General features: G+C 60.7%; 22 protein-coding genes. 17 read left to right on the top strand and 5 right to left on the bottom strand.

Annotated features, from left to right (window positions below):
- Window positions 1-80: 80 nt before the first annotated feature.
- From KZX66_RS02445 to KZX66_RS02435, 3 genes are read left to right on the top strand one after another with little or no spacing between them, the layout of a single operon-like run.
- Complete coding sequence (locus KZX66_RS02445; protein WP_248075799.1) at window positions 81-1,367, top strand: PAAR domain-containing protein; 1,287 nt, start codon at window positions 81-83, stop codon at window positions 1,365-1,367.
- A complete protein-coding gene (locus KZX66_RS02440; protein WP_248075797.1) occupies window positions 1,364-1,525 on the top strand; it encodes a hypothetical protein in 162 nt (53 codons plus the stop codon). The genes KZX66_RS02445 and KZX66_RS02440 overlap by 4 nt, the downstream gene beginning before the upstream one ends.
- The gene (locus tag KZX66_RS02435; protein ID WP_248075795.1) at window positions 1,522-2,136 is read left to right on the top strand and encodes a hypothetical protein; all 615 of its coding nucleotides are present in this window, start codon (window positions 1,522-1,524) and stop codon (window positions 2,134-2,136) included. Before KZX66_RS02440 ends, KZX66_RS02435 begins: the two co-directional genes overlap by 4 nt.
- Before the next feature lie 239 nt (window positions 2,137-2,375).
- On the opposite strand, the gene KZX66_RS02430 is transcribed toward KZX66_RS02435, so the two are convergent.
- The gene (locus KZX66_RS02430) at window positions 2,376-3,083 is read right to left on the bottom strand and encodes a tellurite resistance TerB family protein (protein ID WP_248075793.1); all 708 of its coding nucleotides are present in this window, start codon (window positions 3,081-3,083) and stop codon (window positions 2,376-2,378) included.
- A gap of 190 nt (window positions 3,084-3,273) precedes the next feature.
- Here KZX66_RS02430 and KZX66_RS02425 point away from each other — a divergent pair, with 190 nt between their 5' ends.
- The 8 genes from KZX66_RS02425 (at window position 3,274) to KZX66_RS02390 (ending at window position 13,388) form a co-directional block, all read left to right on the top strand.
- Window positions 3,274-4,185, top strand: coding sequence for a LysR family transcriptional regulator (locus KZX66_RS02425; protein WP_248075791.1), 912 nt, complete (start codon window positions 3,274-3,276; stop codon window positions 4,183-4,185).
- 103 nt (window positions 4,186-4,288) lie between these two features.
- The gene (locus KZX66_RS02420; RefSeq protein ID WP_248075789.1) at window positions 4,289-5,776 is read left to right on the top strand and encodes a gamma-aminobutyraldehyde dehydrogenase; all 1,488 of its coding nucleotides are present in this window, start codon (window positions 4,289-4,291) and stop codon (window positions 5,774-5,776) included.
- 72 nt (window positions 5,777-5,848) lie between these two features.
- A complete protein-coding gene (gene ydcS, locus KZX66_RS02415; RefSeq protein WP_248075784.1) occupies window positions 5,849-7,000 on the top strand; it encodes a putative ABC transporter substrate-binding protein YdcS in 1,152 nt (383 codons plus the stop codon).
- A gap of 188 nt (window positions 7,001-7,188) precedes the next feature.
- Window positions 7,189-8,223, top strand: a complete 1,035-nt coding sequence (locus KZX66_RS02410; RefSeq protein WP_248075782.1) for an ABC transporter ATP-binding protein — start codon at window positions 7,189-7,191, stop codon at window positions 8,221-8,223.
- A gap of 1 nt (window position 8,224) precedes the next feature.
- A complete protein-coding gene (locus tag KZX66_RS02405) occupies window positions 8,225-9,154 on the top strand; it encodes an ABC transporter permease (RefSeq protein ID WP_248075780.1) in 930 nt (309 codons plus the stop codon).
- On the top strand, window positions 9,144-9,953 hold the full coding sequence (locus tag KZX66_RS02400) for an ABC transporter permease (RefSeq protein WP_032891735.1): 810 nt from the start codon (window positions 9,144-9,146) through the stop codon (window positions 9,951-9,953). Before KZX66_RS02405 ends, KZX66_RS02400 begins: the two co-directional genes overlap by 11 nt.
- A 21-nt stretch (window positions 9,954-9,974) precedes the next feature.
- Entirely contained in the window at window positions 9,975-11,399 is a 1,425-nt protein-coding gene (locus tag KZX66_RS02395) for a gamma-aminobutyraldehyde dehydrogenase (RefSeq protein WP_248075778.1), read from the top strand.
- A 363-nt stretch (window positions 11,400-11,762) separates the two neighbouring features.
- Entirely contained in the window at window positions 11,763-13,388 is a 1,626-nt protein-coding gene (locus tag KZX66_RS02390) for a glucan biosynthesis protein D (RefSeq protein WP_248075776.1), read from the top strand.
- 60 nt (window positions 13,389-13,448) lie between these two features.
- Here KZX66_RS02390 and KZX66_RS02385 read toward each other — a convergent pair whose 3' ends face one another.
- Window positions 13,449-13,634 carry a hypothetical protein gene (locus tag KZX66_RS02385; RefSeq protein ID WP_248075767.1) on the bottom strand — a complete coding sequence of 62 codons (186 nt, stop codon included), beginning with the start codon at window positions 13,632-13,634 and terminating at the stop codon, window positions 13,449-13,451.
- Between KZX66_RS02385 and KZX66_RS26345 the strand changes: the two genes are divergently transcribed.
- Complete coding sequence (locus KZX66_RS26345) at window positions 13,633-13,755, top strand: hypothetical protein (protein WP_282445772.1); 123 nt, start codon at window positions 13,633-13,635, stop codon at window positions 13,753-13,755. The two genes, KZX66_RS02385 and KZX66_RS26345, sit on opposite strands and share 2 nt — an antisense overlap.
- Before the next feature lie 149 nt (window positions 13,756-13,904).
- Here KZX66_RS26345 and KZX66_RS02380 read toward each other — a convergent pair whose 3' ends face one another.
- Together KZX66_RS02380 and KZX66_RS02375 are read right to left on the bottom strand one after the other, a co-directional pair.
- Window positions 13,905-15,011: an NADH:flavin oxidoreductase/NADH oxidase gene (locus tag KZX66_RS02380; RefSeq protein WP_248075765.1), complete on the bottom strand. Its 1,107-nt coding sequence runs from the start codon at window positions 15,009-15,011 to the stop codon at window positions 13,905-13,907.
- 125 nt (window positions 15,012-15,136) lie between these two features.
- Window positions 15,137-17,038: a potassium transporter Kup gene (locus tag KZX66_RS02375; RefSeq protein WP_248075763.1), complete on the bottom strand. Its 1,902-nt coding sequence runs from the start codon at window positions 17,036-17,038 to the stop codon at window positions 15,137-15,139.
- A gap of 302 nt (window positions 17,039-17,340) precedes the next feature.
- Between KZX66_RS02375 and rimO the strand changes: the two genes are divergently transcribed.
- The 5 genes from rimO to tsaA all read left to right on the top strand — a co-directional run bounded on the left by rimO (window position 17,341) and on the right by tsaA (window position 21,257).
- Window positions 17,341-18,669 carry a 30S ribosomal protein S12 methylthiotransferase RimO gene (gene rimO / locus KZX66_RS02370; RefSeq protein ID WP_169899532.1) on the top strand — a complete coding sequence of 443 codons (1,329 nt, stop codon included), beginning with the start codon at window positions 17,341-17,343 and terminating at the stop codon, window positions 18,667-18,669.
- A 104-nt stretch (window positions 18,670-18,773) separates the two neighbouring features.
- Entirely contained in the window at window positions 18,774-19,247 is a 474-nt protein-coding gene (locus KZX66_RS02365; protein ID WP_248075761.1) for a GNAT family N-acetyltransferase, read from the top strand.
- 71 nt (window positions 19,248-19,318) lie between these two features.
- Entirely contained in the window at window positions 19,319-20,029 is a 711-nt protein-coding gene (locus KZX66_RS02360; protein ID WP_248075759.1) for an rRNA pseudouridine synthase, read from the top strand.
- 67 nt (window positions 20,030-20,096) lie between these two features.
- The gene (locus KZX66_RS02355) at window positions 20,097-20,558 is read left to right on the top strand and encodes a DUF1456 family protein (RefSeq protein WP_065926507.1); all 462 of its coding nucleotides are present in this window, start codon (window positions 20,097-20,099) and stop codon (window positions 20,556-20,558) included.
- A gap of 3 nt (window positions 20,559-20,561) precedes the next feature.
- On the top strand, window positions 20,562-21,257 hold the full coding sequence (gene tsaA, locus KZX66_RS02350; protein ID WP_248075757.1) for a tRNA (N6-threonylcarbamoyladenosine(37)-N6)-methyltransferase TrmO: 696 nt from the start codon (window positions 20,562-20,564) through the stop codon (window positions 21,255-21,257).
- A 56-nt stretch (window positions 21,258-21,313) separates the two neighbouring features.
- On the opposite strand, the gene fpr is transcribed toward tsaA, so the two are convergent.
- Window positions 21,314-22,093 (bottom strand): ferredoxin-NADP reductase, encoded by a 780-nt coding sequence (gene fpr, locus KZX66_RS02345; RefSeq protein WP_003172178.1) that lies wholly within the window; start codon window positions 22,091-22,093, stop codon window positions 21,314-21,316.
- Window positions 22,094-22,112 lie beyond the last annotated feature (19 nt).

The raw sequence follows: 22,112 nt of genomic DNA, 5'->3' as shown, positions 1-22,112 counted from the left end.
CACCAGGAAATGTCCGACTACCCGGTTCTTGTCGCCTCCCCTAGCGTGCTGGTCCCAGTTAACAAAAAGACATATCTGGCATGCGACGCTATTTAATTACACGAGGCGCCAAAACCACTGCTGGCGGTACAGTGGTCGACGGTTTGAAAAGCTTCGGCATCAAAGGGGTAGAAATTGCCCTTGAAGGGCATCAGGTGCTTTGCCCGGTGTGCCAGACCGCAGGCGCCATCGTTTGTGTCGACCCGCGGCTTAAAATGGAAGCACATGGGCGAAACGTTGCGCTTTCGGATGATCTCTGTTTGTGCAAATGCGACCCGGCCCCTCGCCTGATTGCCAACCAGTTGGAGTGGTATCAGACCATTACTCGCGAAGACACTTCGGTACACAGCAAAGCCGCCCCTGTATCGCCCCCATTGCAAGCTCCAGCGACAATGCCTCGCACCATGTCCACCTCGGCCTCACGGCCCACCACTCCAGCATTCAGCGAGATGCTCGAATCTTCCTGCGAACGCAATTGGCGCTTCTACCAGCAGCAGGCAGAAGACATTGTCGCGCCAAGCGGCACGCTGATCGCCGATCCCAGGCAGCGCAACCGCGTGATCAACTCTGCTTACGCTCAGCTCTGGCGGCTCGACAACCGTTTTCAGTGGGCGGGCCTTGCGGCGTTTGCATCCAAGCAGGTGGGGTGCGGCTTGCTGCATGCGGCTGACGCCATCGAGAAAATTCAGGCGGAGTACGAGGCGGCGCAGCAACTGAGGAGGAGCGCACGAGTAAGTTGGCGACAAGGTGGACTGGGGCTGATCGTTGCCATACTTCTCGTATGGGTAACGATACGCCTCGGTTCGGACGATCCGGAAATAGCGTTAAGACTAGGCGAACCCTGGGAAGATATGCGCCAGCGCTCCAGCGCAAATATTGGTCCAGCTATTCCCGGACAGTACTGGGGAACATTACCGAGATCTGATGCTCGCCTGCGCTTCATAGATTCCCAGTATGGATTCATAACCCCGACGGCTCGTTTCTTCATGATTAGATACGACGACATGCGGGTTGCAGATCTGAGTATGTCCCCCCAGACCGAACCGCTACAGCTCGACGACACAATAAAGGTCATGTTGGATTTACAGGAGCAATGGCGTAAGAGCGGCTGGATACCCATCCGAGTCGAATACGATCCCCCCTTCGTTGACACACCCGAATGGCGTGCCCGATTGAGGGATGTGTATCAGGGCGCAACGTCATACTGGCAGGCTGGTGAAAAATACCAATTGATGATGGTGGTTAATCGATTCAAGGATGACCGGCATCCCAACGAAGAGCGTTATCTCATCAAGCTGAGCTTAGGCAAACCCTGGGTACATCCATGAACAGCAAATGCCCTTTGGTTAACCTTGCCGATGTGGGTCAACGCATGTCGTTCGTGCTGAAGGCCGCCGAACAGTTTGACAAGTTGCTACATGGCCCTCAGCGACATCAGATCGAACAGACGCTGGAAGATATCGCTGACGGTAAAGGCGTTCGATGAGTCGGAACTTGCAGATAAGTTGGCGCCGTTGCGGACTGGGATTGTTGGTTGCTCTACTCCTCTCATGGGTAGCAATACACCACGTTGCTGATGAACCGGAAATCGCACTGACGCTTGGCGAGCCCTGGGAAAACATGCGGCAACGCTCCAGCGCACGCATTGATTCAACCATTCCCGGACGCCACTGGTTCAGGATCCCAAAAACCGATGCACGCCTTCGTTTCATTGATCCGCAATATGGATTCACAACCCCACTGGCCCGTTTCTTCACGATAGGCTTCGATGATCAGTTGGTACGCAACGTCCGCATGTCCCCTCAAATCGAACCGCTACAGCTCGACGACACAATAAAGGTCATGTTGGATTTACAGGAGCAATGGCGTAAAGGCGGCTGGGTACCCATCCGAGTCGAATACGATCCCCCCTTCGTTGACACACCCGAATGGCGTGCCCGATTGAGGGACGTGTATCAGGGCGCAACGTCATACTGGCAGGCTGGTGAAAAATACCAATTGATGATGGTGGTTAATCGATTCAAGGATGACCGGTATCCCAACGAAGAGCGTTATCTCATCAAGCTGAGCTTAGGCAAACCCTGGGTACATCCATGAACAGAAAATGCCTTTTCGTTAATCTTGCCGATATGGGTCAACGCATGGCGTTCGTACTAAAGGCTGCTGCGCTCGGAGGGCTGGAAATGGACGGCGCTGTACTTGTTGGACGGTTGCCAATGCAACTATGGAGGTAGGTTTGCTTCCGATGGCGGCAGGTCAGTTAAACAAATCTCACTGACACGCCCTCATCGGGAGCAAGCCCCCTGCCACATCGTAAGTTTTGCGTACACCCGCGCCTATTGGTTAAGCCGTACTTGCTTTTCCAGCTCCAGCTTCAAGCCCGGCTCCAGCTTGAGTTGACGAGCCAATTCATCCAGATACGCCTTCTCCATAAAGTTCTCTTCGTCCACCAGCATCACGCTGGCGATATACATCTCGGCGGCCATTTCCGGCGTGCCGGCGGCTCGCGCCACGTCGGCCGGGTCCAGCGGTTTATTGAGTTCGGCGTGCAGCCAGTTGTGCAGTTCGCGGTCGTTGTCCAGTTTGGTGAACTCGCCCTCGATCAGCTCGCGCTCACGCTCGTCCACATGCCCGTCGGCTTTGGCCGCCGCGACCAGCGCCTTGAGGATGCCCTGGCTGTGCAGTTCGGCCTGAGCCGGCGGCAGGCGGTCGATGGTTTGCGGCTCGCCTTGGGGGGCGCTGGCCTGATTGGCCTGCCAGTTGCCATAGGCCTTGTAGGCGATGACACCCAATGCGGCCAAACCGCCGTAGGTCAGGGCCTTGCCGCCAAATTTGCGCGCCTTCTTGTTGCCCATCAGCAGCCCCATGGCACCCGCCGCCAGGGCGCCTCCCCCTGCGCCGCCAAGCAGGCTGCCCAGCCCGCCACCACCGAGCAGGCCGCCCAAGGCGCCTTTGTCCTGGCCCTTACCTTGGCCGCCAGCCTTGTTTTGCAACATGTCCTGGCCGGACTTGAGCAACTGATCGAGCAATCCACGGGTGTTCATAAAAGCCTCCAGACACTTGGGTTCATAGGACCAATAGGCCTCCAGCGTAAAACTAAGTGCCAAAAAGCCCTGATCTATAGTGCTTCCAGATGTAACGCCACACCCGCAGTCTGAAGCTTGCGACGGCCATTCGCTTAAATCGATATACACTCAGACGCATCGATAAAAATACCCCACGGGTAATTCCAGCATGATGACCCTGCGCCAAATCCGGCACTTTATCGCCGTGGCCGAGACCGGCTCGATCTCTGCCGCCGCGCAAACCGCGTTTATCTCCCAGTCCACCCTGACCCTGGCGATCCAGCAATTGGAGCAGGAAATCGGCGTCAACCTGTTCAATCGCCACGCCAAGGGCATGACCCTGACCCACCAGGGCCATCAGTTTCTGCGCCAGGCGCACTTGATTCTCGCCACCGTCGACAATGCCAAGCGCAGCCTGCAGCAGAGCACCGATCAAGTGGCCGGGCAGTTGATCATCGGCGTCACCAGCCTGGTGGCCGGCTATTACCTGGCGGACTTGCTCACCCGTTTCCAGCGCGCTTACCCCAATGTCGAAATTCGCGTAATGGAGGATGAGCGCCCGTACATCGAGCATTTGCTGGTCAGCGGTGAAATCGACGTGGGCGTGCTCATCCTCTCCAACCTGGAAGACCGCCACGCCCTGCAAACCGAGGTACTGACCCACTCGCCCCACCGCCTCTGGCTGCCGGCGCAACATCCGCTGCTGGAACACGACAGCATCAACCTCGCCGATGTGGCCCGTGAGCCGTTGATCCAGCTGAATGTCGACGAAATGGGCCACAACGCTCAACGTCTGTGGACCAGCGCAGGGTTGCAACCGCGCATCACGTTGCGTACGGCCTCGACCGAGGCGGTGCGCAGCCTGGTGGCTGCAGGCCTGGGCGTGTCGATCCAGCCGGACATGACCTACAGGCCGTGGTCCCTGGAAGGCGACATTATTGAAGCGCGGCCGATCGCCGACCTCAGCCAGACCCTCGATGTGGGCCTGGCCTGGCGCCGCGGCACCGCGCGGCCTGCCTTGGTGGACCCGTTCCTCACCGTGGCGCGGGAACAACCCCATCCACGCAAGCCATCTATTTAATCGAATGCTGCATTCAGTATTTAGTATTTGTTGACCTCGCCCCTGACCTCTAGTCTCTGCTGATTCCCTGAGAGAAGGTCAGGCGCCTTGTAAGAGAACGCCCATGACCACACAAGAAAAGAGATCGCGAAAAATGTCCGGCGCGCCCACCCCGCTGCTCACCGCGTTGCTGATCGATGGCGAACTGGTCCAGGGCCAAGGCTTTGTCGAGCCGATCCTCAACCCGGCCACCGGTGAAGTGCTCACCCAGATCGCCGAGGCCAGCACCGAGCAGGTCGAAAGCGCCATCCTTGCCGCCCACCGCGCGTTCTCCGGCTGGTCGCGGACCACACCGCAGCAGCGCTCGAATATCTTGTTGAGCATCGCCGACGCCATCGAAAAACACGCCGACTACCTGGCCCGCCTCGAATCCCTGAACTGCGGCAAACCGCTGCACCTGGCGCGCCAGGATGACTTGAGCGCCACGGTCGATGTGTTCCGCTTTTTTGCCGGAGCCGTGCGTTGCCAGACCGGCCAGCTCAGCGGCGAATACCTGCCGGGTTACACCAGCATGGTGCGCCGCGACCCGATTGGCGTAGTGGCATCCATTGCACCGTGGAATTACCCGCTGATGATGGCCGCCTGGAAAATCGCCCCGGCCCTCGCCGCCGGTAATACGTTGGTGTTCAAGCCGTCGGAACATACCCCGTTGTCTATCCTCGCGTTGGCGCCTGTGCTGAAGGACTTGTTACCGCGCGGGGTGATCAACATCCTGTGTGGCGGCGGTGAAGGCGTTGGCAGCCATCTGGTCAGCCACCCGAAAGTGCGCATGGTCTCGCTGACCGGCGATATCGTCACCGGGCAAAAAATCCTGCAGGCCGCGTCCAAGACGCTCAAACGTACCCATCTGGAACTGGGCGGCAAGGCGCCGGTGATCGTGTGTAATGACGCCGACCTGCAAGCGGTAGTCGAAGGCGTGCGCACTTACGGTTATTACAACGCCGGCCAGGACTGCACGGCCGCCTGCCGCATCTACGCCCAGGCCGGCATTCACGACACGTTGGTCGCAGAACTGGGCGCCGCGGTGAGCAGCCTGCGCTTTGCCGGCAAACGCGACGCCGACAACGAACTCGGCCCGCTGATCAGCACGCGCCAGCGCGACCGTGTGGCCAGCTTTGTCGAACGCGCCCTCGGCCAGCCGCATATTGAACGGGTGACCGGGGCCGCCGTGCATTCCGGAGCGGGTTTCTATTACCAGCCCACGCTGCTGGCCGGCTGCAAACAGACGGATGAAATCGTCCAGCGCGAAGTGTTCGGCCCGGTCGTCACCGTGACCCGCTTCGACGAGTTGGCGCAGGCGGTGGACTGGGCCAACGATTCTGAATACGGCCTGGCCTCATCGGTATGGACCCAGAACCTGGACAAAGCCATGCAGGTTGCAGCACGCCTGCAGTACGGCTGCACCTGGATCAACAGCCATTTCATGCTGGTCAGCGAAATGCCCCATGGCGGTTTGAAACGCTCGGGGTATGGGAAAGATCTGTCCAGCGATTCGCTACAGGACTACAGCGTGGTGCGCCACATCATGGCCCGCCACGGCCAGCATCTTTAAAACAACAACTAAGCTCATGCGTCACCGGTTGCACCCACTGCCCCGACCATAATTAAAGAAGAGGGAACCCCCATGTCCGCGCATAAGACCGCACTGCTCAGTGCCTTGACCACCGCGCTGCTGGCCAGCGCCAGCCTTCAGGCCGCCGAACCGCTCAAGGCGGTAGGCGCTGGCGAAGGCCAACTGGATATCGTCGCCTGGCCCGGTTATATCGAACGTGGCGAAAGCGACAAGGCCTACGACTGGGTCACCGGTTTCGAGAAGGAAACCGGCTGCAAGGTCAACGTGAAAACCGCCGCCACCTCTGACGAAATGGTCAGTCTGATGGCCAAGGGTGGCTATGACCTGGTTACCGCATCGGGCGACGCATCGCTGCGCTTGATCGTGGGCAAACGGGTGCAACCGATCAACACCGCGCTGATTCCCAACTGGAAAGGCATCGACCCGCGCCTTAAGGACGCACCGTGGTACGTGGTGGGCCAGCAAACCTACGGCACGCCATACCAGTGGGGCCCGAACGTGTTGATGTACAACACCAACGTGTTCAAGACCGCGCCCACCAGTTGGAACGTGCTGTTCAGCGCGCAGAACCTGCCGGACGGCAAGCCGAACAAAGGCCGCGTGCAGGCTTATGACGGCCCGATCTACATCGCCGATGCCGCGCTGTACCTCAAGAGCACCCAACCGGAGCTGGGCATCCAGAGCCCCTACGAGTTGACCGAAACCCAGTACAAAGCCGTGCTCGACCTGTTGCGCGCCCAGCAACCGTTGATCCACCGCTACTGGCACGACACCACCGTGCAAATGAGCGACTTCAAGAACGAAGGCGTGGTGGCCTCCAGCGCCTGGCCGTATCAGGTCAACGGGCTGATCAATGAGAAACAGCCGATCGCCTCGACCATCCCCAAGGAAGGCGCCACCGGCTGGGCCGACACCACCATGCTGCACAGCGAAGCCAAGCACCCCAACTGTGCCTACAAGTGGATGGACTGGTCGCTGCAGCCCAAGGTCCAGGGTGATGTCGCCGCCTGGTTCGGCTCGCTGCCGGCGGTGCCTGCGGCGTGCAAGGAAAGCGAGCTGCTGGGTGCTGAAGGCTGCAAGACCAACGGTTTCGATCAGTTCGAGAAAATTGCCTTCTGGAAAACGCCACAGGCCGAGGGCGGCAAGTTCGTGCCGTACAGCCGCTGGACCCAGGACTACATCGCGATCATGGGCGGGCGCTGAGATGTCACGGGCCACATAAACCCACTGTGGGAGGGCTTGCCCCCGATAGCGAAGTGTCAGCCAACACATCTGTTTCTGAGCCAGCGCTATCGGCCCCCTCCCACAATGACCGCATACAGATGTTTTGATTTTTCAGAAGTCCAGGCCGGGCCGCTGCGACGACCCGTGCCTTTTTGGAGCTCCGCACCATGACGCTTGCAGTCCAGTTCACCCACGTTTCCCGTCAGTTCGGCGAAGTGAAGGCCGTTGACCGGGTTTCCATCGATATCCAGGACGGCGAGTTCTTTTCCATGCTCGGCCCTTCCGGCTCGGGCAAAACCACCTGCCTGCGCCTGATCGCCGGGTTCGAACAGCCGAGCGCAGGCTCGATCCGCATTCATGGCGAGGAAGCCGCCGGCTTGCCGCCTTACCAACGTGATGTAAACACCGTATTCCAGGATTACGCGCTGTTCCCCCATATGAACGTGCGCGACAACGTGGCCTACGGCCTCAAGGTCAAAGGCGTCGGCAAGGCCGAGCGCCTGCGCCGTGCCGAAGAAACCCTGGCCATGGTCGCCCTCGGCGGCTACGGCGAGCGCAAGCCGGTGCAATTGTCCGGCGGCCAGCGCCAACGCGTGGCCCTGGCCCGCGCGCTGGTCAATCGCCCTCGGGTGTTGCTGCTTGATGAGCCTCTGGGCGCCCTCGACCTCAAACTGCGCGAACAGATGCAAAGCGAGCTGAAGAAGCTGCAGCGCCAACTGGGCATCACCTTTATCTTCGTGACCCACGACCAGACCGAAGCGCTGTCGATGTCCGACCGGGTGGCGGTGTTCAACAAAGGTCGCATCGAGCAGGTCGACACCCCGCGCAACCTGTACATGAAACCGGCCACCACCTTTGTGGCGGAATTTGTCGGCACCTCCAACGTGATTCGCGGCGAACTGGCCCAGCGCCTCAGCGGCAGCGCGCGGGCGTTCTCGATCCGCCCGGAACACGTGCGCTTCGCCGAGGGCCCGCTGGCGGCCGGTGACGTGGAAGTCAGCGGTTTGCTGCACGACATCCAGTACCAGGGCAGCGCGACCCGCTACGAGCTGAAACTGGAAAACGGCCAGACACTGAACATCAGCCAGGCCAACAGCCAGTGGCTGGACATCAGCAGTGGCCATCAGGTCGGGCAGCCCATCACCGCACGCTGGGCGCGGCAAGCCATGACACCGCTGGCCGACAACGCAGGCGAGGTGTGACATGAGCCTGGCCCATTCCCACGCGCCGATGCGCAGGTTTTCCAACCTGCTGTACCGCAAGCCCAACCTGTACCTGGCGATGTTGCTGATACCGCCGTTGATCTGGTTTGGCGCGATCTACCTCGGTTCGCTGCTGACCCTGCTGTGGCAAGGCTTCTATACCTTCGACGACTTCACCATGGCGGTCACGCCGGACCTGACCCTGGCCAACTTCGCCGCGCTGTTCCAGCCGTCCAACTTCGACATCATCCTGCGCACCTTGAGCATGGCGATTGTGGTGTCGATCGCCAGTGCCATCGTGGCGTTCCCGATTGCCTACTACATGGCGCGCTACACCACGGGCAAGACCAAGGCGTTTTTCTATATCGCGGTGATGATGCCGATGTGGGCCAGCTACATCGTCAAGGCGTATGCCTGGACCTTGCTGCTGGCCAAGGGCGGCGTGGCGCAATGGTTCGTGCAGCACCTGGGCCTGGAACCGGTGTTGCAGTTCGTGCTGGGCATTCCCGGCGTGGGCGGCAGCACCTTGAGCACCTCGCATTTGGGGCGGTTCATGGTGTTCGTTTACATCTGGCTGCCATTCATGATCCTGCCGATCCAGGCCTCGCTGGAGCGTTTGCCGCCCTCGTTGCTGCAGGCCTCCGCCGACCTGGGCGCCAAGCCGCGCCAGACGTTCATGCAAGTGATTCTGCCGCTGTCGGTGCCGGGGATTGCCGCCGGCTCCATCTTCACCTTCTCGCTGACCCTGGGCGATTTCATCGTGCCGCAACTGGTGGGCCCACCGGGTTACTTCGTCGGCGGCATGGTCTACGCGCAACAAGGCGCCATCGGCAATATGCCCATGGCCGCCGCGTTCACCCTGGTGCCGATCGTGCTGATCGCGGTGTATCTGTCCATCGTCAAACGCCTGGGGGCCTTCGATGCACTCTGAGAAATCTTCGCTGGGACTAAAGATCGCAGCCTGGGGCGGCCTGGTGTTTTTGCACTTCCCGATCCTGATTATCTTCCTCTACGCCTTCAACACCGAAGAGGCGGCGTTCAGCTTTCCGCCACAGGGCTTCACCCTGAAGTGGTTCAGCGTGGCCTTCGCCCGGCCGGACGTGCTGGAGTCGATCAAGCTGTCGCTGCAGATCGCCGCCATCGCCACGTTGATCGCCATGGTGCTCGGCACACTGGCGTCGGCGGCGTTGTATCGCCGCGAGTTTTTCGGCAAACAAGGCGTATCGCTGATGCTGATCCTGCCGATTGCACTGCCAGGGATCATCACCGGCATCGCCCTGCTGGCGACGTTCAAAACCCTGGGCATCGAGCCTGGGATGTTCACGATCATCGTCGGCCACGCGACCTTTTGCGTGGTGATCGTCTACAACAACGTCATCGCGCGCTTGCGCCGTACCTCCCACAGCCTGATCGAAGCCTCGATGGACCTTGGCGCCGATGGCTGGCAGACCTTTCGCTACATCATCATGCCCAACCTCGGTTCGGCGCTGCTCGCCGGCGGCATGCTCGCGTTTGCGCTGTCGTTCGACGAAATCATCGTCACCACCTTTACCGCCGGCCACGAGCGCACCTTGCCGCTGTGGCTGCTCAACCAGCTCAGCCGCCCACGGGATGTGCCGGTGACCAACGTGGTCGCAATGCTGGTGATGCTGGTTACGATGTTCCCGATTCTCGGTGCCTATTACCTGACACGCGGCGGTGAAAGCGTGGCCGGTAGTGGCGGTAAATAATTGTTTGAAGAGGACATGGCTATGCAAACCAAACTGCTGATCAACGGCCAACTGGTCGACGGCGAAGGCCCGGCACAGGCCGTATTCAACCCGGCGCTGGGCCGGGTGCTGGTGCACATCAACGAAGCCAGCGAAGCCCAGGTCGACGCCGCCGTGCGTGCCGCCGATGCGGCCTTCGAAGGCTGGTCGCAGACCGCACCGAGGGATCGCTCGCTGTTGCTGCTGAAGCTGGCGGATGCGATCGAAGCCCACGGCGAAGAACTGGCCAAGCTGGAGTCGGACAACTGCGGCAAGCCTTACAGCGCCGCGTTGAATGACGAGATCCCGGCGATTGCCGACGTGTTCCGCTTCTTCGCCGGCGCCAGCCGTTGCATGAGCGGCTCGGCCGGCGGCGAGTACCTGCCGGGCCACACGTCGATGATCCGCCGCGACCCGGTGGGCGTGATCGCCTCCATCGCGCCGTGGAACTACCCGCTGATGATGGTCGCCTGGAAAATCGCCCCGGCCCTGGCTGCCGGTAATACCGTGGTGCTCAAGCCGTCGGAACAAACCCCGCTGACCGCGTTGCGCATGGTGGAACTGGCGTCAGAGATTTTCCCGGCGGGCGTGCTCAATTTGGTATTCGGGCGTGGGCCGACGGTGGGCAGCCCGTTGGTGAGCCATCCGAAGGTGCGCATGGTGTCGCTGACCGGCTCCATCGCCACCGGGGCGAATATCATCTCCAGCACCGCCGACAGCGTGAAGCGCATGCACATGGAATTGGGCGGCAAGGCACCGGTGATCATCTTCAATGACGCCGATATCGACGCCGCCGTGGACGGCATTCGCACCTTCGGTTTCTATAACGCCGGCCAGGACTGCACCGCCGCCTGCCGCATTTATGCGCACGCCGACATCTACGACGCGTTCGTCGAGAAACTCGGCGCCGCCGTGGCAAGCATCAAGTACGGCTTGCAGGATGACCCGTCCACCGAACTGGGCCCGCTGATTACCGCGCAACACCGCGACCGCGTGGCGGGGTTTGTCGAACGTGCCGTGGCGCAACCGCATATCCGCCTGATTACCGGCGGCAAGGCGGTGGAAGGCAATGGCTTCTTCTTTGAGCCGACCGTATTGGCCGACGCGCAGCAGGATGACGAAATCGTGCGCCGCGAGGTGTTCGGGCCCGTGGTGTCGGTGACCAAGTTCACCGACGAAACCCAAGTGCTGGGCTGGGCCAATGATTCGGACTACGGCCTGGCGTCGTCCGTATGGACCGCCGATGTCGGCCGCGCCCATCGCCTGGCCGCACGTTTGCAGTACGGCTGCACCTGGGTGAACACCCATTTTATGCTCGTCAGCGAAATGCCCCATGGCGGTCAGAAGTTGTCGGGCTATGGCAAAGACATGTCCATGTACGGGCTGGAGGACTACACCACGGTTCGCCATGTGATGTTCAAGCACTGATTGCGCGCCTCCCCGGCACCCATGCTGGGTGCCGGTCCCCTGCCTCTGAAAACGAGGCTTACAGAGCAGTCGCTGAACCAGGCTGAACTGCGGTTTAAAGGTGCGAGCGGGCGAGCCTCCTTCCACATGTGATCTTCATAATCTTTACGTACTGTGGGTCACGTGCAGGCCCGGAAATGTCTTGTCGCATTTACAACGCCATCACCCCGCTATCAATCATTTTTCCTACACGGTCGAACCGCTTAAGCTATCCGGCGTCTGTTTAATGTCCGTTGCGTTTGGTCGAAGGCATGTCCGAACCGTAATTTCTGATCCGCTACGTGCCAGGAACGGCGCGGGATTTGCTCACGACAGGTTGTCTCTATGCACCGCAGGAATTTGCTCAAAGCGTCCATGGCCATTGCGGCTTACACCGGTTTGTCGGCCAGCGGCCTGCTCGCCGCCCAGGCCTGGGCGGGGAACCGCGCCGCCGATGGTAAGGCTGTGGCATTCGACTTCGACGCGCTCAAGGCCCAGGCCAAGAGCCTCGCCGGCACCGCGTACAAAGACACCAAACAGGTGCTGCCGCCGACCCTGGCGACCATGACCCCGCAGAACTTCAACGCCATCGGCTACGACGGCAAACATTCGCTGTGGAAAGAGTTGAACGGCCAACTGGACGTGCAGTTCTTCCACGTGGGCATGGGTTTCAAGACGCCGGTGCGCATGCACAGCGTCGATCCGAAAACCCGTGAAGCCCGCGAAGTGCACTTCCGCCCTTCGCTGTTCAACTATGAAAAAACCACTGTCGACACCAAGCAGTTGACCGGCGACTTGGGTTTCTCCGGTTTCAAACTGTTCAAAGCGCCGGAACTGGACCGCCATGACGTGCTGTCGTTTCTCGGCGCCAGCTATTTCCGCGCGGTGGACTCCACCGGTCAATACGGCCTGTCGGCCCGCGGCCTGGCCATCGACACCTACGCGAAAAAACGCGAGGAATTCCCGGACTTCACGCAGTTCTGGTTCGAAACGCCGGACAAGGACGCCACTCGCTTTGTGGTCTACGCCCTGCTCGACTCTCCGAGTGCCACCGGCGCCTACCGCTTCGACATCGATTGCCAGGCCAACCAGGTGGTGATGGCCATCGACGCGCATATCAACGCGCGCACCAGCATCGAACAACTGGGCATCGCGCCGATGACCAGCATGTTCAGCTGTGGCACCCATGAACGGCGGATGTGCGACACCATTCACCCGCAAATCCACGACTCGGACCGTCTGGCGATGTGGCGTGGCAATGGCGAGTGGATCTGCCGTCCGCTGAACAACCCGGCCAAACTGCAATTCAATGCATTTGCCGACAAAGACCCGAAAGGCTTCGGCCTGGTGCAGACCGACCACGAGTTCGCCAGTTACCAGGACACCGTGGACTGGTACAGCAAGCGTCCGAGTCTGTGGGTTGAACCAACCACCGCCTGGGGCGAAGGCTCGATCGACCTGCTGGAAATCCCCACCACCGGCGAAACCCTGGACAACATCGTGGCCTTCTGGACCCCGAAAAAACCGGTGGCCGCGGGCGACTCGCTCAACTACGGCTACAAGCTGTACTGGAGCGCTCTACCGCCGGTGAGCACACCGCTGGCGCAGGTGGACGCGACCCGTTCGGGCATGGGCGGTTTTACCGAAGGCTGGGCGCCGGGCGAGCATTACCCGAACGTATGGGCACGTCGCTTCGCCGTGGACTTCAAGGGCGGCGGCCTGGATCGCCTGCCTGCCGGCACCGGGATCGAGCCGGTGGTGACCTGCTCCCACGGTGAGGTCAAAGACTTCAGCGTGCTGGTGCTGGACAACATCAAGGGCTATCGGATTCTGTTCGACTGGTACCCCACCAGCGACAGCGTGGAGCCGGTGGAGCTGCGCCTGTTTATCCGTACCCAGGACCGCACTTTGAGTGAGACCTGGCTGTATCAGTACTTCCCGCCGGCACCGGAGCTGCGCAAGTACACCTGATACGTCACTGAATAGGGGAGCGGCCTTGCCCGCTCCCCTATCGATTGGTTGCGGCGCCTTTCAGAAGCGCGAAACACTCTTCATCGCCCCCATCAAATATCGCATCGCCACCTGATCGCTTTCGTTCAGGGCGCGATACTGCGTGAGCAATTCGGCCTCATCCGCACTTAACCCGCGACCACGCAAGGACAGCCTGCGGGCCAGAAAAGACGCCACCACACCCGCTACACCATAGGACTTGGCCATGACTGCTTCTCCTGATCTCGATCAAATACTCACAGCGCCCAACGACCCCACTGTCTCCCGTGAAGCCTGTGCCTCCCTGGACAAGACTGACTCCCTGGGCCAGCAACCAGTCCTGACCTAAGCGTAGAAACAATCTCGTTACGTGTGGGATTTTTTTAGAGTATTCACTTAAAAAACTTCTTCGGTAACAAATACCTACAGCCAAATCCCACGACCAGGTACAAAAAAACCCACCGGATCAGGGTGGGTTTTACGGTTGGCGAGAAGAGCTCAATCGCGCAAGTCAGACTCATGAATCGGCTGATCGCGATGGGTCGCCCGCTGGTACTGCGCCGGCCAGATAGCCTTGCGCCCGCCCAGGTCATCGTCGGCATGCAGCGGCCAGTACGGGTCGCGCAGCAGTTCACGGGCCAGGAAGATGATATCGGCCTGGCAGGTGCGCAGGATGTGCTCGGCCTGGGCCGGCTCGGTGATCATGCCCACGGTGCCGGTGGCGATGTCCGCCTCCTTGCGCACACGTTCGGCAAAGCGCGTCTGGTAGCCGGGGCCGGTGGGGATCTCGGCGTTGGCGGCGGTGCCACCGGAGGACACGTCGATCAGGTCCACGCCCAGGACTTTCAGGCGGCGCGCCAGCTCCACGGTTTCGTCGGGGTTCCAGCCATCTTCCACCCAGTCGGTGGCCGACACCCGCACGAACAGCGGCAGCTCCTGGGGCCAGACTTCGCGCACCGCTTCTGTCACCTCAAGCACCAGGCGGATACGGTTTTCAAACGAGCCGCCGTAGCGATCCTGGCGCTGGTTGCTGATGGGCGACAGGAATTGATGCAACAGATAACCATGGGCCGCATGGATCTCCACCACTTTAAATCCGGCGGTCAGCGCACGTTTGGCGGCGGCGACGAAGTCGGCGATCACCTGGCGGATCTGCGCTTCGTCCAGTGGTTTGGGTTGGGTGTGCTGTGGGTCGAAGGCAATCGGCGATGGGCCCACGGGCACCCAGCCGCCGTCCTCCGGCTTGACGCTGCCGTGTTTGCCAAGCCACGGCCGATGGGTGCTGGCCTTGCGCCCGGCGTGGGCCAGTTGAATCCCCGCCACCGCGCCCTGGGCCGCGATAAACCGCGTGATGCGTTGCAGCGGTTCGATCTGTTGGTCGTTCCACAGGCCCAGGTCCTGGGCGGTGATACGGCCGTCGGCAGCCACGGCGGTGGCTTCGGTGAAAATCAGCCCGGCGCCACCGACGGCACGGCTGCCGAGGTGCACCAGGTGCCAGTCATTGGCCAGGCCATCGTCGCTTGAGTATTGGCACATCGGCGAGACCGCAATGCGATTGAGCAGGGTCAATTGGCGCAGGGTATAGGGTTCGAGCAGCTGACTCATGGCGCACCTCTTCTGGGTTCTGTGGGCACTGTTCAACAGTGCTTAGAGCCTAGTCGACAACCATCGATTGCACAGGGTTCAGAAGGAATACGGGAGCCGATTGCCGGCTCCCGTGCAGCGCAGCGTTACATTTCGATCTGGGTGCCCAGCTCGATCACCCGGTTCACCGGGAGTTTGAAGAAGCGCAGGTTGCCATTGGCATTTTTCAACATGAAGGCGAACAACGCTTCGCGCCAGCGCGCCATGCCTTCGATTTTCGAAGCGATCACGGTCTCGCGGCTGAGGAAGTAGGTGGTGCGCATCGGGCTGAAATCCAGGTCATCCAAATGACACAACTTCAGCGCTTCGGGCACGTCCGGTTCGTCGGTGAAGCCAAAGTGCAGGATCACGCGGAAGAACCCCTCACCGTAGGAATCCACCTCGAAGCGCCGCGACGCGGGCACACGCGGGATGTCTTCGTACACCACCGTCAGCAGCACCACTTGCTCGTGCAACACCTGGTTATGCAGCAGGTTGTGCAACAGCGCATGGGGCACCGCATCCGGCCGTGCGGTGAGGAACACCGCCGTGCCCTGCACCCGATGGGGCGGTTGCACGCGGATACTGCTGATAAAGATCGGCAACGGCAGGCCGCCTTCGTCGAGACGGTCCACCAGCAATTGCTTGCCGCGCTTCCATGTGGTCATGAGCACGAACAACACGATGCCCGCCAGTACGGGGAACGCGCCGCCCTGGATGATCTTCGGCACGTTGGCCGCGAAGTACAGCCCGTCCACCAGCAGGCAGCAGAGCAACACCGGCACGGCCAGTATCGGTGGCCATTTCCACAGCAGCAGCATCACGGCCGACACCAGGATGGTGGTCATCAGCATGGTGCCGGTCACCGCCACGCCGTAGGCCGACGCCAGGGCGTTGGACGACTCGAAGCCTACGACCAGCAGGATCACACCCACCATCAGCGACCAGTTCACCGCGCCGATATAGATTTGGCCCTGCTCGGCGCTGGAGGTGTGCTGGATGTGCATGCGCGGGATGTAACCCAGCTGGATCGCCTGGCGCGTCAAGGAGAACGCGCCGGAAATCACCGCCTGGGACGCGATCACCGTGGCCAGGGTCGACAACACCACCAACGGGATCAGCGCCCAGCTTGGCGCCAACAAGTAGAACGGGTTGCGCGCGGCTTCCGGGTCACCGAGCAGCATCGCGCCCTGACCGAAATAGTTAAGCACCAAGGCCGGCAGCACCAGGATGAACCAGGCGCGGGCAATGGGCTTGCGGCCGAAGTGGCCCATGTCGGCGTACAAGGCTTCGGCGCCGGTCAACGCCAGCACCACGGCGCCGAGAATCGCCACACCGATGCCAGGGTGCGCCTCAAAGAACCGCACCGCCCACATCGGGTTCAGGGCGCTGAGCACTTCAGGGTGCAGGGTAATGCCGTACACCCCGAGGCCGCCCAGTACCAGGAACCAGGTGACCATCACCGGCCCGAACAGCTTGCCGATGCGATCGGTGCCGTGTTTCTGGATCAGAAACAGCGCCACCAGCACCACCAGGGCAATGGGCACGACCCACTTGTCCAGGCCATCGAACGCCAACTCCAGGCCTTCAATGGCCGACAATACGGAAATCGCCGGGGTGATCATGCTGTCGCCGTAGAACAGCGCCGCGCCGCACAGGCCACACACCACCAGGAAGCTGCGCAACTTCTTGCGCTCCCCCGCCGCCCGTCGTGCCAACGCGGTCAGCGCCATGATGCCGCCTTCGCCCTGGTTGTCCGCGCGCAGCACGAACAGCATGTACTTGATCGACACCACCCAGATCAGCGACCAGAAGATCAGCGCCAGAATCCCAAGCACGCCGTCATGATTGACCTGCACCCCATAACCACCGGTGAACACCTCTTTAAGGGTGTAGAGCGGGCTGGTCCCGATATCGCCATAAACCACCCCGACCGCTGCCACCAGCATGCCAATCGGCTTGGCGTTTGCATGCTCGGCACCTGCTGCCTGACTACTTGCCTGACCCATCAACCACTCCTGCCCTTTTGACCTGAGGTCTCTTATAAACAACACGACTAAGCTGACCCTAGCATGCGCTGTTTTACTTCTCGTAACAGACGTTTTATTGACCCAGGGGTTTTACCCATGCGCAACGGCGCGAAGCATAGCGCAGCACTCGTCGCATTTCCCTGCATAAAGCTGGTCAAGTGCGTTGCCCGTCGCTAGAATTGCGCACTTTTTGATCAGAGGCGCACCAAGCGCCCGTCCGTTGCCTCGTCGTGCGCGATCGGCAGCGCCATTCAATACCGAGGTTAGACATGTCCACCACCATCGCAAAAGCCAACCCAAAGGTTGGCTTTGTTTCCCTGGGTTGCCCGAAGGCTCTGGTCGACTCCGAGCGCATCCTTACGCAACTGCGTATGGAAGGCTATGACGTTGTCTCCACTTACCAGGACGCCGATGTGGTGGTGGTCAACACCTGCGGCTTTATCGACTCGGCCAAGGCAGAGTCCCTGGAAGTGATCGGCGAAGCGATCAAGGAAAACGGCAAGGTCATCGTGACCGGCTGCATGGGCGTGGAAGAAGGCAATATCCGCAACGTGCATCCAAGCGTGCTGGCCGTGACCGGCCCGCAGCAGTACGAGCAGGTGGTCAATGCCGTGCACGACGTGGTGCCGCCGCGTCAGGATCACAACCCGCTGATCGACCTGGTGCCGCCGCAAGGCATCAAGCTGACGCCACGCCACTACGCGTACCTGAAAATTTCCGAAGGCTGCAACCACAGCTGCAGCTTCTGCATCATCCCGTCGATGCGCGGCAAGCTGGTGAGCCGTCCGGTGGGCGACGTGCTGGACGAGGCGCAACGCCTGGTCAAATCCGGCGTGAAAGAGCTGTTGGTGATCTCCCAGGACACCAGCGCCTACGGCGTCGACGTGAAGTACCGCACCGGTTTCTGGAACGGCGCACCGGTGAAAACCCGCATGACCGAACTGTGCGAAGCCTTGAGCAGCCTGGGTGTGTGGGTACGCCTGCACTATGTCTACCCGTACCCGCACGTGGACGAGCTGATCCCGTTGATGGCCGCCGGCAAGATCCTGCCGTACCTGGACATCCCGTTCCAGCACGCCAGCCCGAAAGTGCTCAAGGCCATGAAACGCCCGGCGTTCGAAGACAAGACCCTGGCGCGTATCAAGAACTGGCGCGAGATCTGCCCTGAGCTGATTATCCGTTCGACCTTCATCGTCGGCTTCCCCGGCGAAACCGAAGAAGACTTCCAGTACCTGCTCGACTGGCTGACAGAGGCCCAGCTGGATCGCGTCGGCTGCTTCCAGTACTCGCCGGTGGAAGGCGCTCCCGCCAACCTGCTGGACCTGGCCGTGGTGCCGGATGACGTCAAGCAAGACCGTTGGGAGCGTTTCATGGCGCATCAACAGGCGATCAGCTCGGCGCGCCTGCAACTGCGCATCGGCAAGGAAATCGAAGTGCTGATCGACGAAGTCGACGAGCAAGGCGCGGTCGGCCGTTGCTTCTTCGATGCACCGGAAATCGACGGTAACGTATTTATCGACGATGCCAGCGGTTTGAAGCCGGGTGACAAGGTCTGGTGCACCGTGACCGACGCCGACGAGTACGACCTGTGGGCCGAAAAACGCGATTGACCCACTATAGAAATGCAAAAAGCCCTGCCTCTGGACAAGATGCGGGGCTTTTTTAGGTCTATTGTTTTGCCCATCAGCGGCATTTACAGGAAGGGGCTGCGGGCATGCGTCAGCATTCGGTTATCCACACACCTAAAACCAGCGACTACACGCGGTTGACGCAGATCTGGGAGGCGTCGGTGCGGGCCACCCACGACTTTTTGCCGGACAGTTACATTGCGTTGCTCAAAGAGCTGGTGATGACCCGTTACCTCGACGCCGTGATGCTGATTTGCACCAAGGACTCACGCCAGCGCATCACCGGGTTTGCCGGGGTGGTGGCGGGCAAGGTGGAGATGCTGTTCATCGACCCGCAACACCGGGGCCAGGGCCTTGGCAAGCAGCTGTTGAACTACGCAATCGAGCACATGAACGCCGAGGAGCTGGACGTTAATGAGCAGAACCCCCAGGCCCTGGGCTTTTACTTGAAGCAGGGCTTCGAGGTGATCGGACGCACGGAGCATGACGGCCTGGGCCAGCCTTATCCGTTGTTGCATCTGCGTTTGCGCCAGGTGCCACAACAGGCGCGACAGGGCTAAATGAAATGGGGCCGGGATTAACCGCGCCCACACAGGTACAATAGCCGCCCCCTTTTGTTACGGCCCTTGTCATGACTGACCCCATACGCCTCTCCAAACGCCTTATCGAACTGGTCGGTTGCTCCCGTCGGGAGGCTGAGCTGTTTATCGAGGGCGGTTGGGTCTCGGTGGACGGTGAAGTGATCGACGAGCCGCAGTTCAAGATCACCACCCAGAAGGTCGAACTCGACCCCGAGGCCAAGGCCACTGCGCCGGAGCCGGTGACCATCCTGCTGCACGCGCCTGCGGGTATGGACGCCGAAACGGCGATGGCCTCGATCAGCGCCGACACCCTGTCCGAAGAACACCGCTTCAGCAAGCGCCCGCTCAAGGGTCACTTCCTGCGCCTGACCGCCAGTGCTGACCTGCAAGCCAAGGCCAGCGGCCTGCTGGTGTTTACCCAAGATTGGAAGATTCTGCGCAAGTTGACCGCCGATGCCGCCAAGATCGAGCAGGAATACGTTGTGGAGGTCGAGGGCGACATGGTTGCCCATGGCCTTAACCGCCTGAATCACGGCCTGACCTACAAAGGTAAGGAGCTGCCGGCGGTGAAAGCCAGCTGGCAGAACGAAAACCGTCTGCGTTTTGCGCTGAAAAACCCGCAGCCCGGTGTGATCGCACTGTTCTGCGAAGCCGTTGGCCTGAAGGTCGTGGCCATTCGTCGCATCCGTATCGGCGGCGTGTCCATCGGCAAAGTGCCGGTCGGTCAATGGCGTTACCTGTCCGGCAAAGAGAAGTTCTAAGCCGTTCCCCTTTTCTCGACACCGCCTGATGGGCGGCGTCCTCAGTTGAATACCAGGATTGCCCACCATGATTCACAACGACGTACTGCGCAGCGTGCGCTACATGCTCGACATCAGCGACAACAAGATGGTTGAGCTCATCAAGCTCGGCGGCATGGACGTGACCAAGGAAGACCTGCTGACCTACCTCAAGAAAGACGAGGAAGAAGGCTTTGTGTTCTGCCCGGATGAGGTCATGGCGCACTTTCTCGACGGCCTGGTGATCTTCAAGCGCGGCAAGGACGAAAGCCGTCCACCGCAGCCAATCGAAACCCCGGTGACCAATAACATCATCCTCAAGAAACTGCGCGTGGCCTTCGAATTGAAAGAAGACGACATGCACGCCATCCTCAAGGCTGCCGAGTTCCCGGTATCCAAGCCCGAGCTGAGCGCGCTGTTTCGTAAGTTCGGCCACACCAACTACCGCACCTGTGGCGACCAGTTGCTGCGTAACTTCCTCAAGGGTCTGACCCTGCGGGTTCGTGCGTAAACCATGAGTTATCAGGTCTCGCCCGTCGGTTTCGTGCGCTCCTGTTTCAAGGAGAAGTTCGCTATCCCACGCCAGCCGCAACTGGCGCCCGCCGCCCGGGGCGTGCTGGAGTTGGTGGCGCCGTTCGACCAGGGTGAAGCCGTGCAAGGCCTGGAGCAGGTCAGCCATGTGTGGCTGCTGTTCCTGTTCCACCAGGCCCTGGAAGACAAGCCGCGCCTCAAAGTGCGCCCGCCCCGCCTGGGCGGCAATACGTCCATGGGCGTGTTTGCCACCCGTGCGACCCACCGACCCAACGGCATCGGCCAGTCGGTGGTGAAGCTGGACAAGGTGGAGCCCGGCCGGTTGTGGATCTCCGGGATCGACCTGCTCGACGGTACGCCGGTGTTGGATATCAAGCCGTACGTGCCGTATGCCGACATCGTCGACTGCGCCACTAACCGCATCGCCAGCGACGCCCCGCAGCCGATTCCAGTGCAGTGGCTGAAGGCAGCGCTGCAACAGGCGCAAGGCCATGCCCAGCGTCTGGGTGAGCCATTGGTGGAGCTGATTGATCAGTGCTTGGCGCAGGACCCAAGGCCGGCGTATCAGACGCCTGGGCCTGAACGCGAATATGGCGCGCAGTTCTGGGATGTGGATGTGCGCTGGCACTATCCTGAGGCGGGCCTGATTTGTGTGCTGGAAGTGGTTCCGGCGCAGTAAATCACAGGCACAAAAAAACCGCGCTGACCTTTCGGGCAGCGCGGTTTTTTTCAGCCTTACTTCTCGACGAACGCACGCTCGATCAAGTAATCACCCGGCTCACGCATACGTGGCGAGACTTTCAGGCCGAAGCTGTTCAACACTTCGCTGGTCTCATCCAACATGCTTGGGCTGCCGCACAGCATGGCGCGGTCGTCTTCGGGGTTGATCGGTGGCAGGCCGATGTCGCTGAACAGTTTGCCGCTGCGCATCAGATCGGTCAGGCGGCCTTCATTTTCGAACGGCTCGCGGGTCACGGTAGGGTAGTAGATCAACTTTTCACGCAGGGCCTCGCCAAAGAATTCGTTCTGCGGCAGGTGCTCGGTGATGAACTCGCGGTACGCGACTTCGTTGACGTAACGCACGCCGTGGCACAGGATCACTTTTTCGAAACGCTCGTACGTCTCCGGGTCCTGGATCACGCTCATAAATGGCGCCAGGCCAGTACCGGTGCTGAGCAGGTACAAGTGCTTGCCCGGCTTCAAATCGTCAAGCACAAGGGTGCCTGTCGGTTTTTTGCTGATGATGATCTCGTCGCCTTCCTTCAAGTGCTGCAACTGGGAAGTCAGCGGGCCATCGGGCACCTTGATGCTGAAAAACTCCAGATGCTCTTCCCAGTTCGGGCTGGCAATGGAGTAAGCGCGCATGAGCGGGCGGCCGTTAGGCTGTTGCAGGCCGATCATCACGAACTGACCGTTCTCGAAGCGCAGGCCCGGATCGCGGGTGCACTTGAAGCTGAACAGAGTGTCGTTCCAGTGATGAACACTGAGGACACGCTCGTGGTTCATGTTGCTCATGTACGGGGGACTCCTGGAA

Source organism: Pseudomonas sp. EYE_354, from assembly GCF_023148575.1.
In the GTDB taxonomy this organism is placed as follows: Bacteria; Pseudomonadota; Gammaproteobacteria; order Pseudomonadales; family Pseudomonadaceae; genus Aquipseudomonas.
Note: the sequence above shows the minus strand (reverse complement) of the source record. Positions and strands in the feature narration are given on the sequence as shown.

What these genes read in the sequence shown, in the direction of transcription:
- KZX66_RS02430 (WP_248075793.1), bottom strand. Translation starts at nt 3,083, where the DNA reads ATGAACACCCGTGGATTGCTCGATCAGTTGCTCAAGTCCGGCCAGGAC.
- KZX66_RS02405 (WP_248075780.1), top strand. Translation starts at nt 8,225, where the DNA reads ATGAGCCTGGCCCATTCCCACGCGCCGATGCGCAGGTTTTCCAACCTG.
- KZX66_RS02445 (WP_248075799.1), top strand. Translation starts at nt 81, where the DNA reads ATGCGACGCTATTTAATTACACGAGGCGCCAAAACCACTGCTGGCGGT.
- KZX66_RS02380 (WP_248075765.1), bottom strand. Translation starts at nt 15,011, where the DNA reads ATGAGTCAGCTGCTCGAACCCTATACCCTGCGCCAATTGACCCTGCTC.
- KZX66_RS02410 (WP_248075782.1), top strand. Translation starts at nt 7,189, where the DNA reads ATGACGCTTGCAGTCCAGTTCACCCACGTTTCCCGTCAGTTCGGCGAA.
- KZX66_RS02390 (WP_248075776.1), top strand. Translation starts at nt 11,763, where the DNA reads ATGCACCGCAGGAATTTGCTCAAAGCGTCCATGGCCATTGCGGCTTAC.
- KZX66_RS02425 (WP_248075791.1), top strand. Translation starts at nt 3,274, where the DNA reads ATGATGACCCTGCGCCAAATCCGGCACTTTATCGCCGTGGCCGAGACC.
- KZX66_RS02365 (WP_248075761.1), top strand. Translation starts at nt 18,774, where the DNA reads ATGCGTCAGCATTCGGTTATCCACACACCTAAAACCAGCGACTACACG.
- tsaA (WP_248075757.1), top strand. Translation starts at nt 20,562, where the DNA reads ATGAGTTATCAGGTCTCGCCCGTCGGTTTCGTGCGCTCCTGTTTCAAG.
- KZX66_RS02400 (WP_032891735.1), top strand. Translation starts at nt 9,144, where the DNA reads ATGCACTCTGAGAAATCTTCGCTGGGACTAAAGATCGCAGCCTGGGGC.
- KZX66_RS02435 (WP_248075795.1), top strand. Translation starts at nt 1,522, where the DNA reads ATGAGTCGGAACTTGCAGATAAGTTGGCGCCGTTGCGGACTGGGATTG.
- KZX66_RS02355 (WP_065926507.1), top strand. Translation starts at nt 20,097, where the DNA reads ATGATTCACAACGACGTACTGCGCAGCGTGCGCTACATGCTCGACATC.
- ydcS (WP_248075784.1), top strand. Translation starts at nt 5,849, where the DNA reads ATGTCCGCGCATAAGACCGCACTGCTCAGTGCCTTGACCACCGCGCTG.
- KZX66_RS02420 (WP_248075789.1), top strand. Translation starts at nt 4,289, where the DNA reads ATGACCACACAAGAAAAGAGATCGCGAAAAATGTCCGGCGCGCCCACC.
- KZX66_RS02360 (WP_248075759.1), top strand. Translation starts at nt 19,319, where the DNA reads ATGACTGACCCCATACGCCTCTCCAAACGCCTTATCGAACTGGTCGGT.
- KZX66_RS02395 (WP_248075778.1), top strand. Translation starts at nt 9,975, where the DNA reads ATGCAAACCAAACTGCTGATCAACGGCCAACTGGTCGACGGCGAAGGC.
- KZX66_RS02440 (WP_248075797.1), top strand. Translation starts at nt 1,364, where the DNA reads ATGAACAGCAAATGCCCTTTGGTTAACCTTGCCGATGTGGGTCAACGC.
- fpr (WP_003172178.1), bottom strand. Translation starts at nt 22,093, where the DNA reads ATGAGCAACATGAACCACGAGCGTGTCCTCAGTGTTCATCACTGGAAC.
- KZX66_RS02385 (WP_248075767.1), bottom strand. Translation starts at nt 13,634, where the DNA reads ATGGCCAAGTCCTATGGTGTAGCGGGTGTGGTGGCGTCTTTTCTGGCC.
- KZX66_RS26345 (WP_282445772.1), top strand. Translation starts at nt 13,633, where the DNA reads ATGACTGCTTCTCCTGATCTCGATCAAATACTCACAGCGCCCAACGAC.
- KZX66_RS02375 (WP_248075763.1), bottom strand. Translation starts at nt 17,038, where the DNA reads ATGGGTCAGGCAAGTAGTCAGGCAGCAGGTGCCGAGCATGCAAACGCC.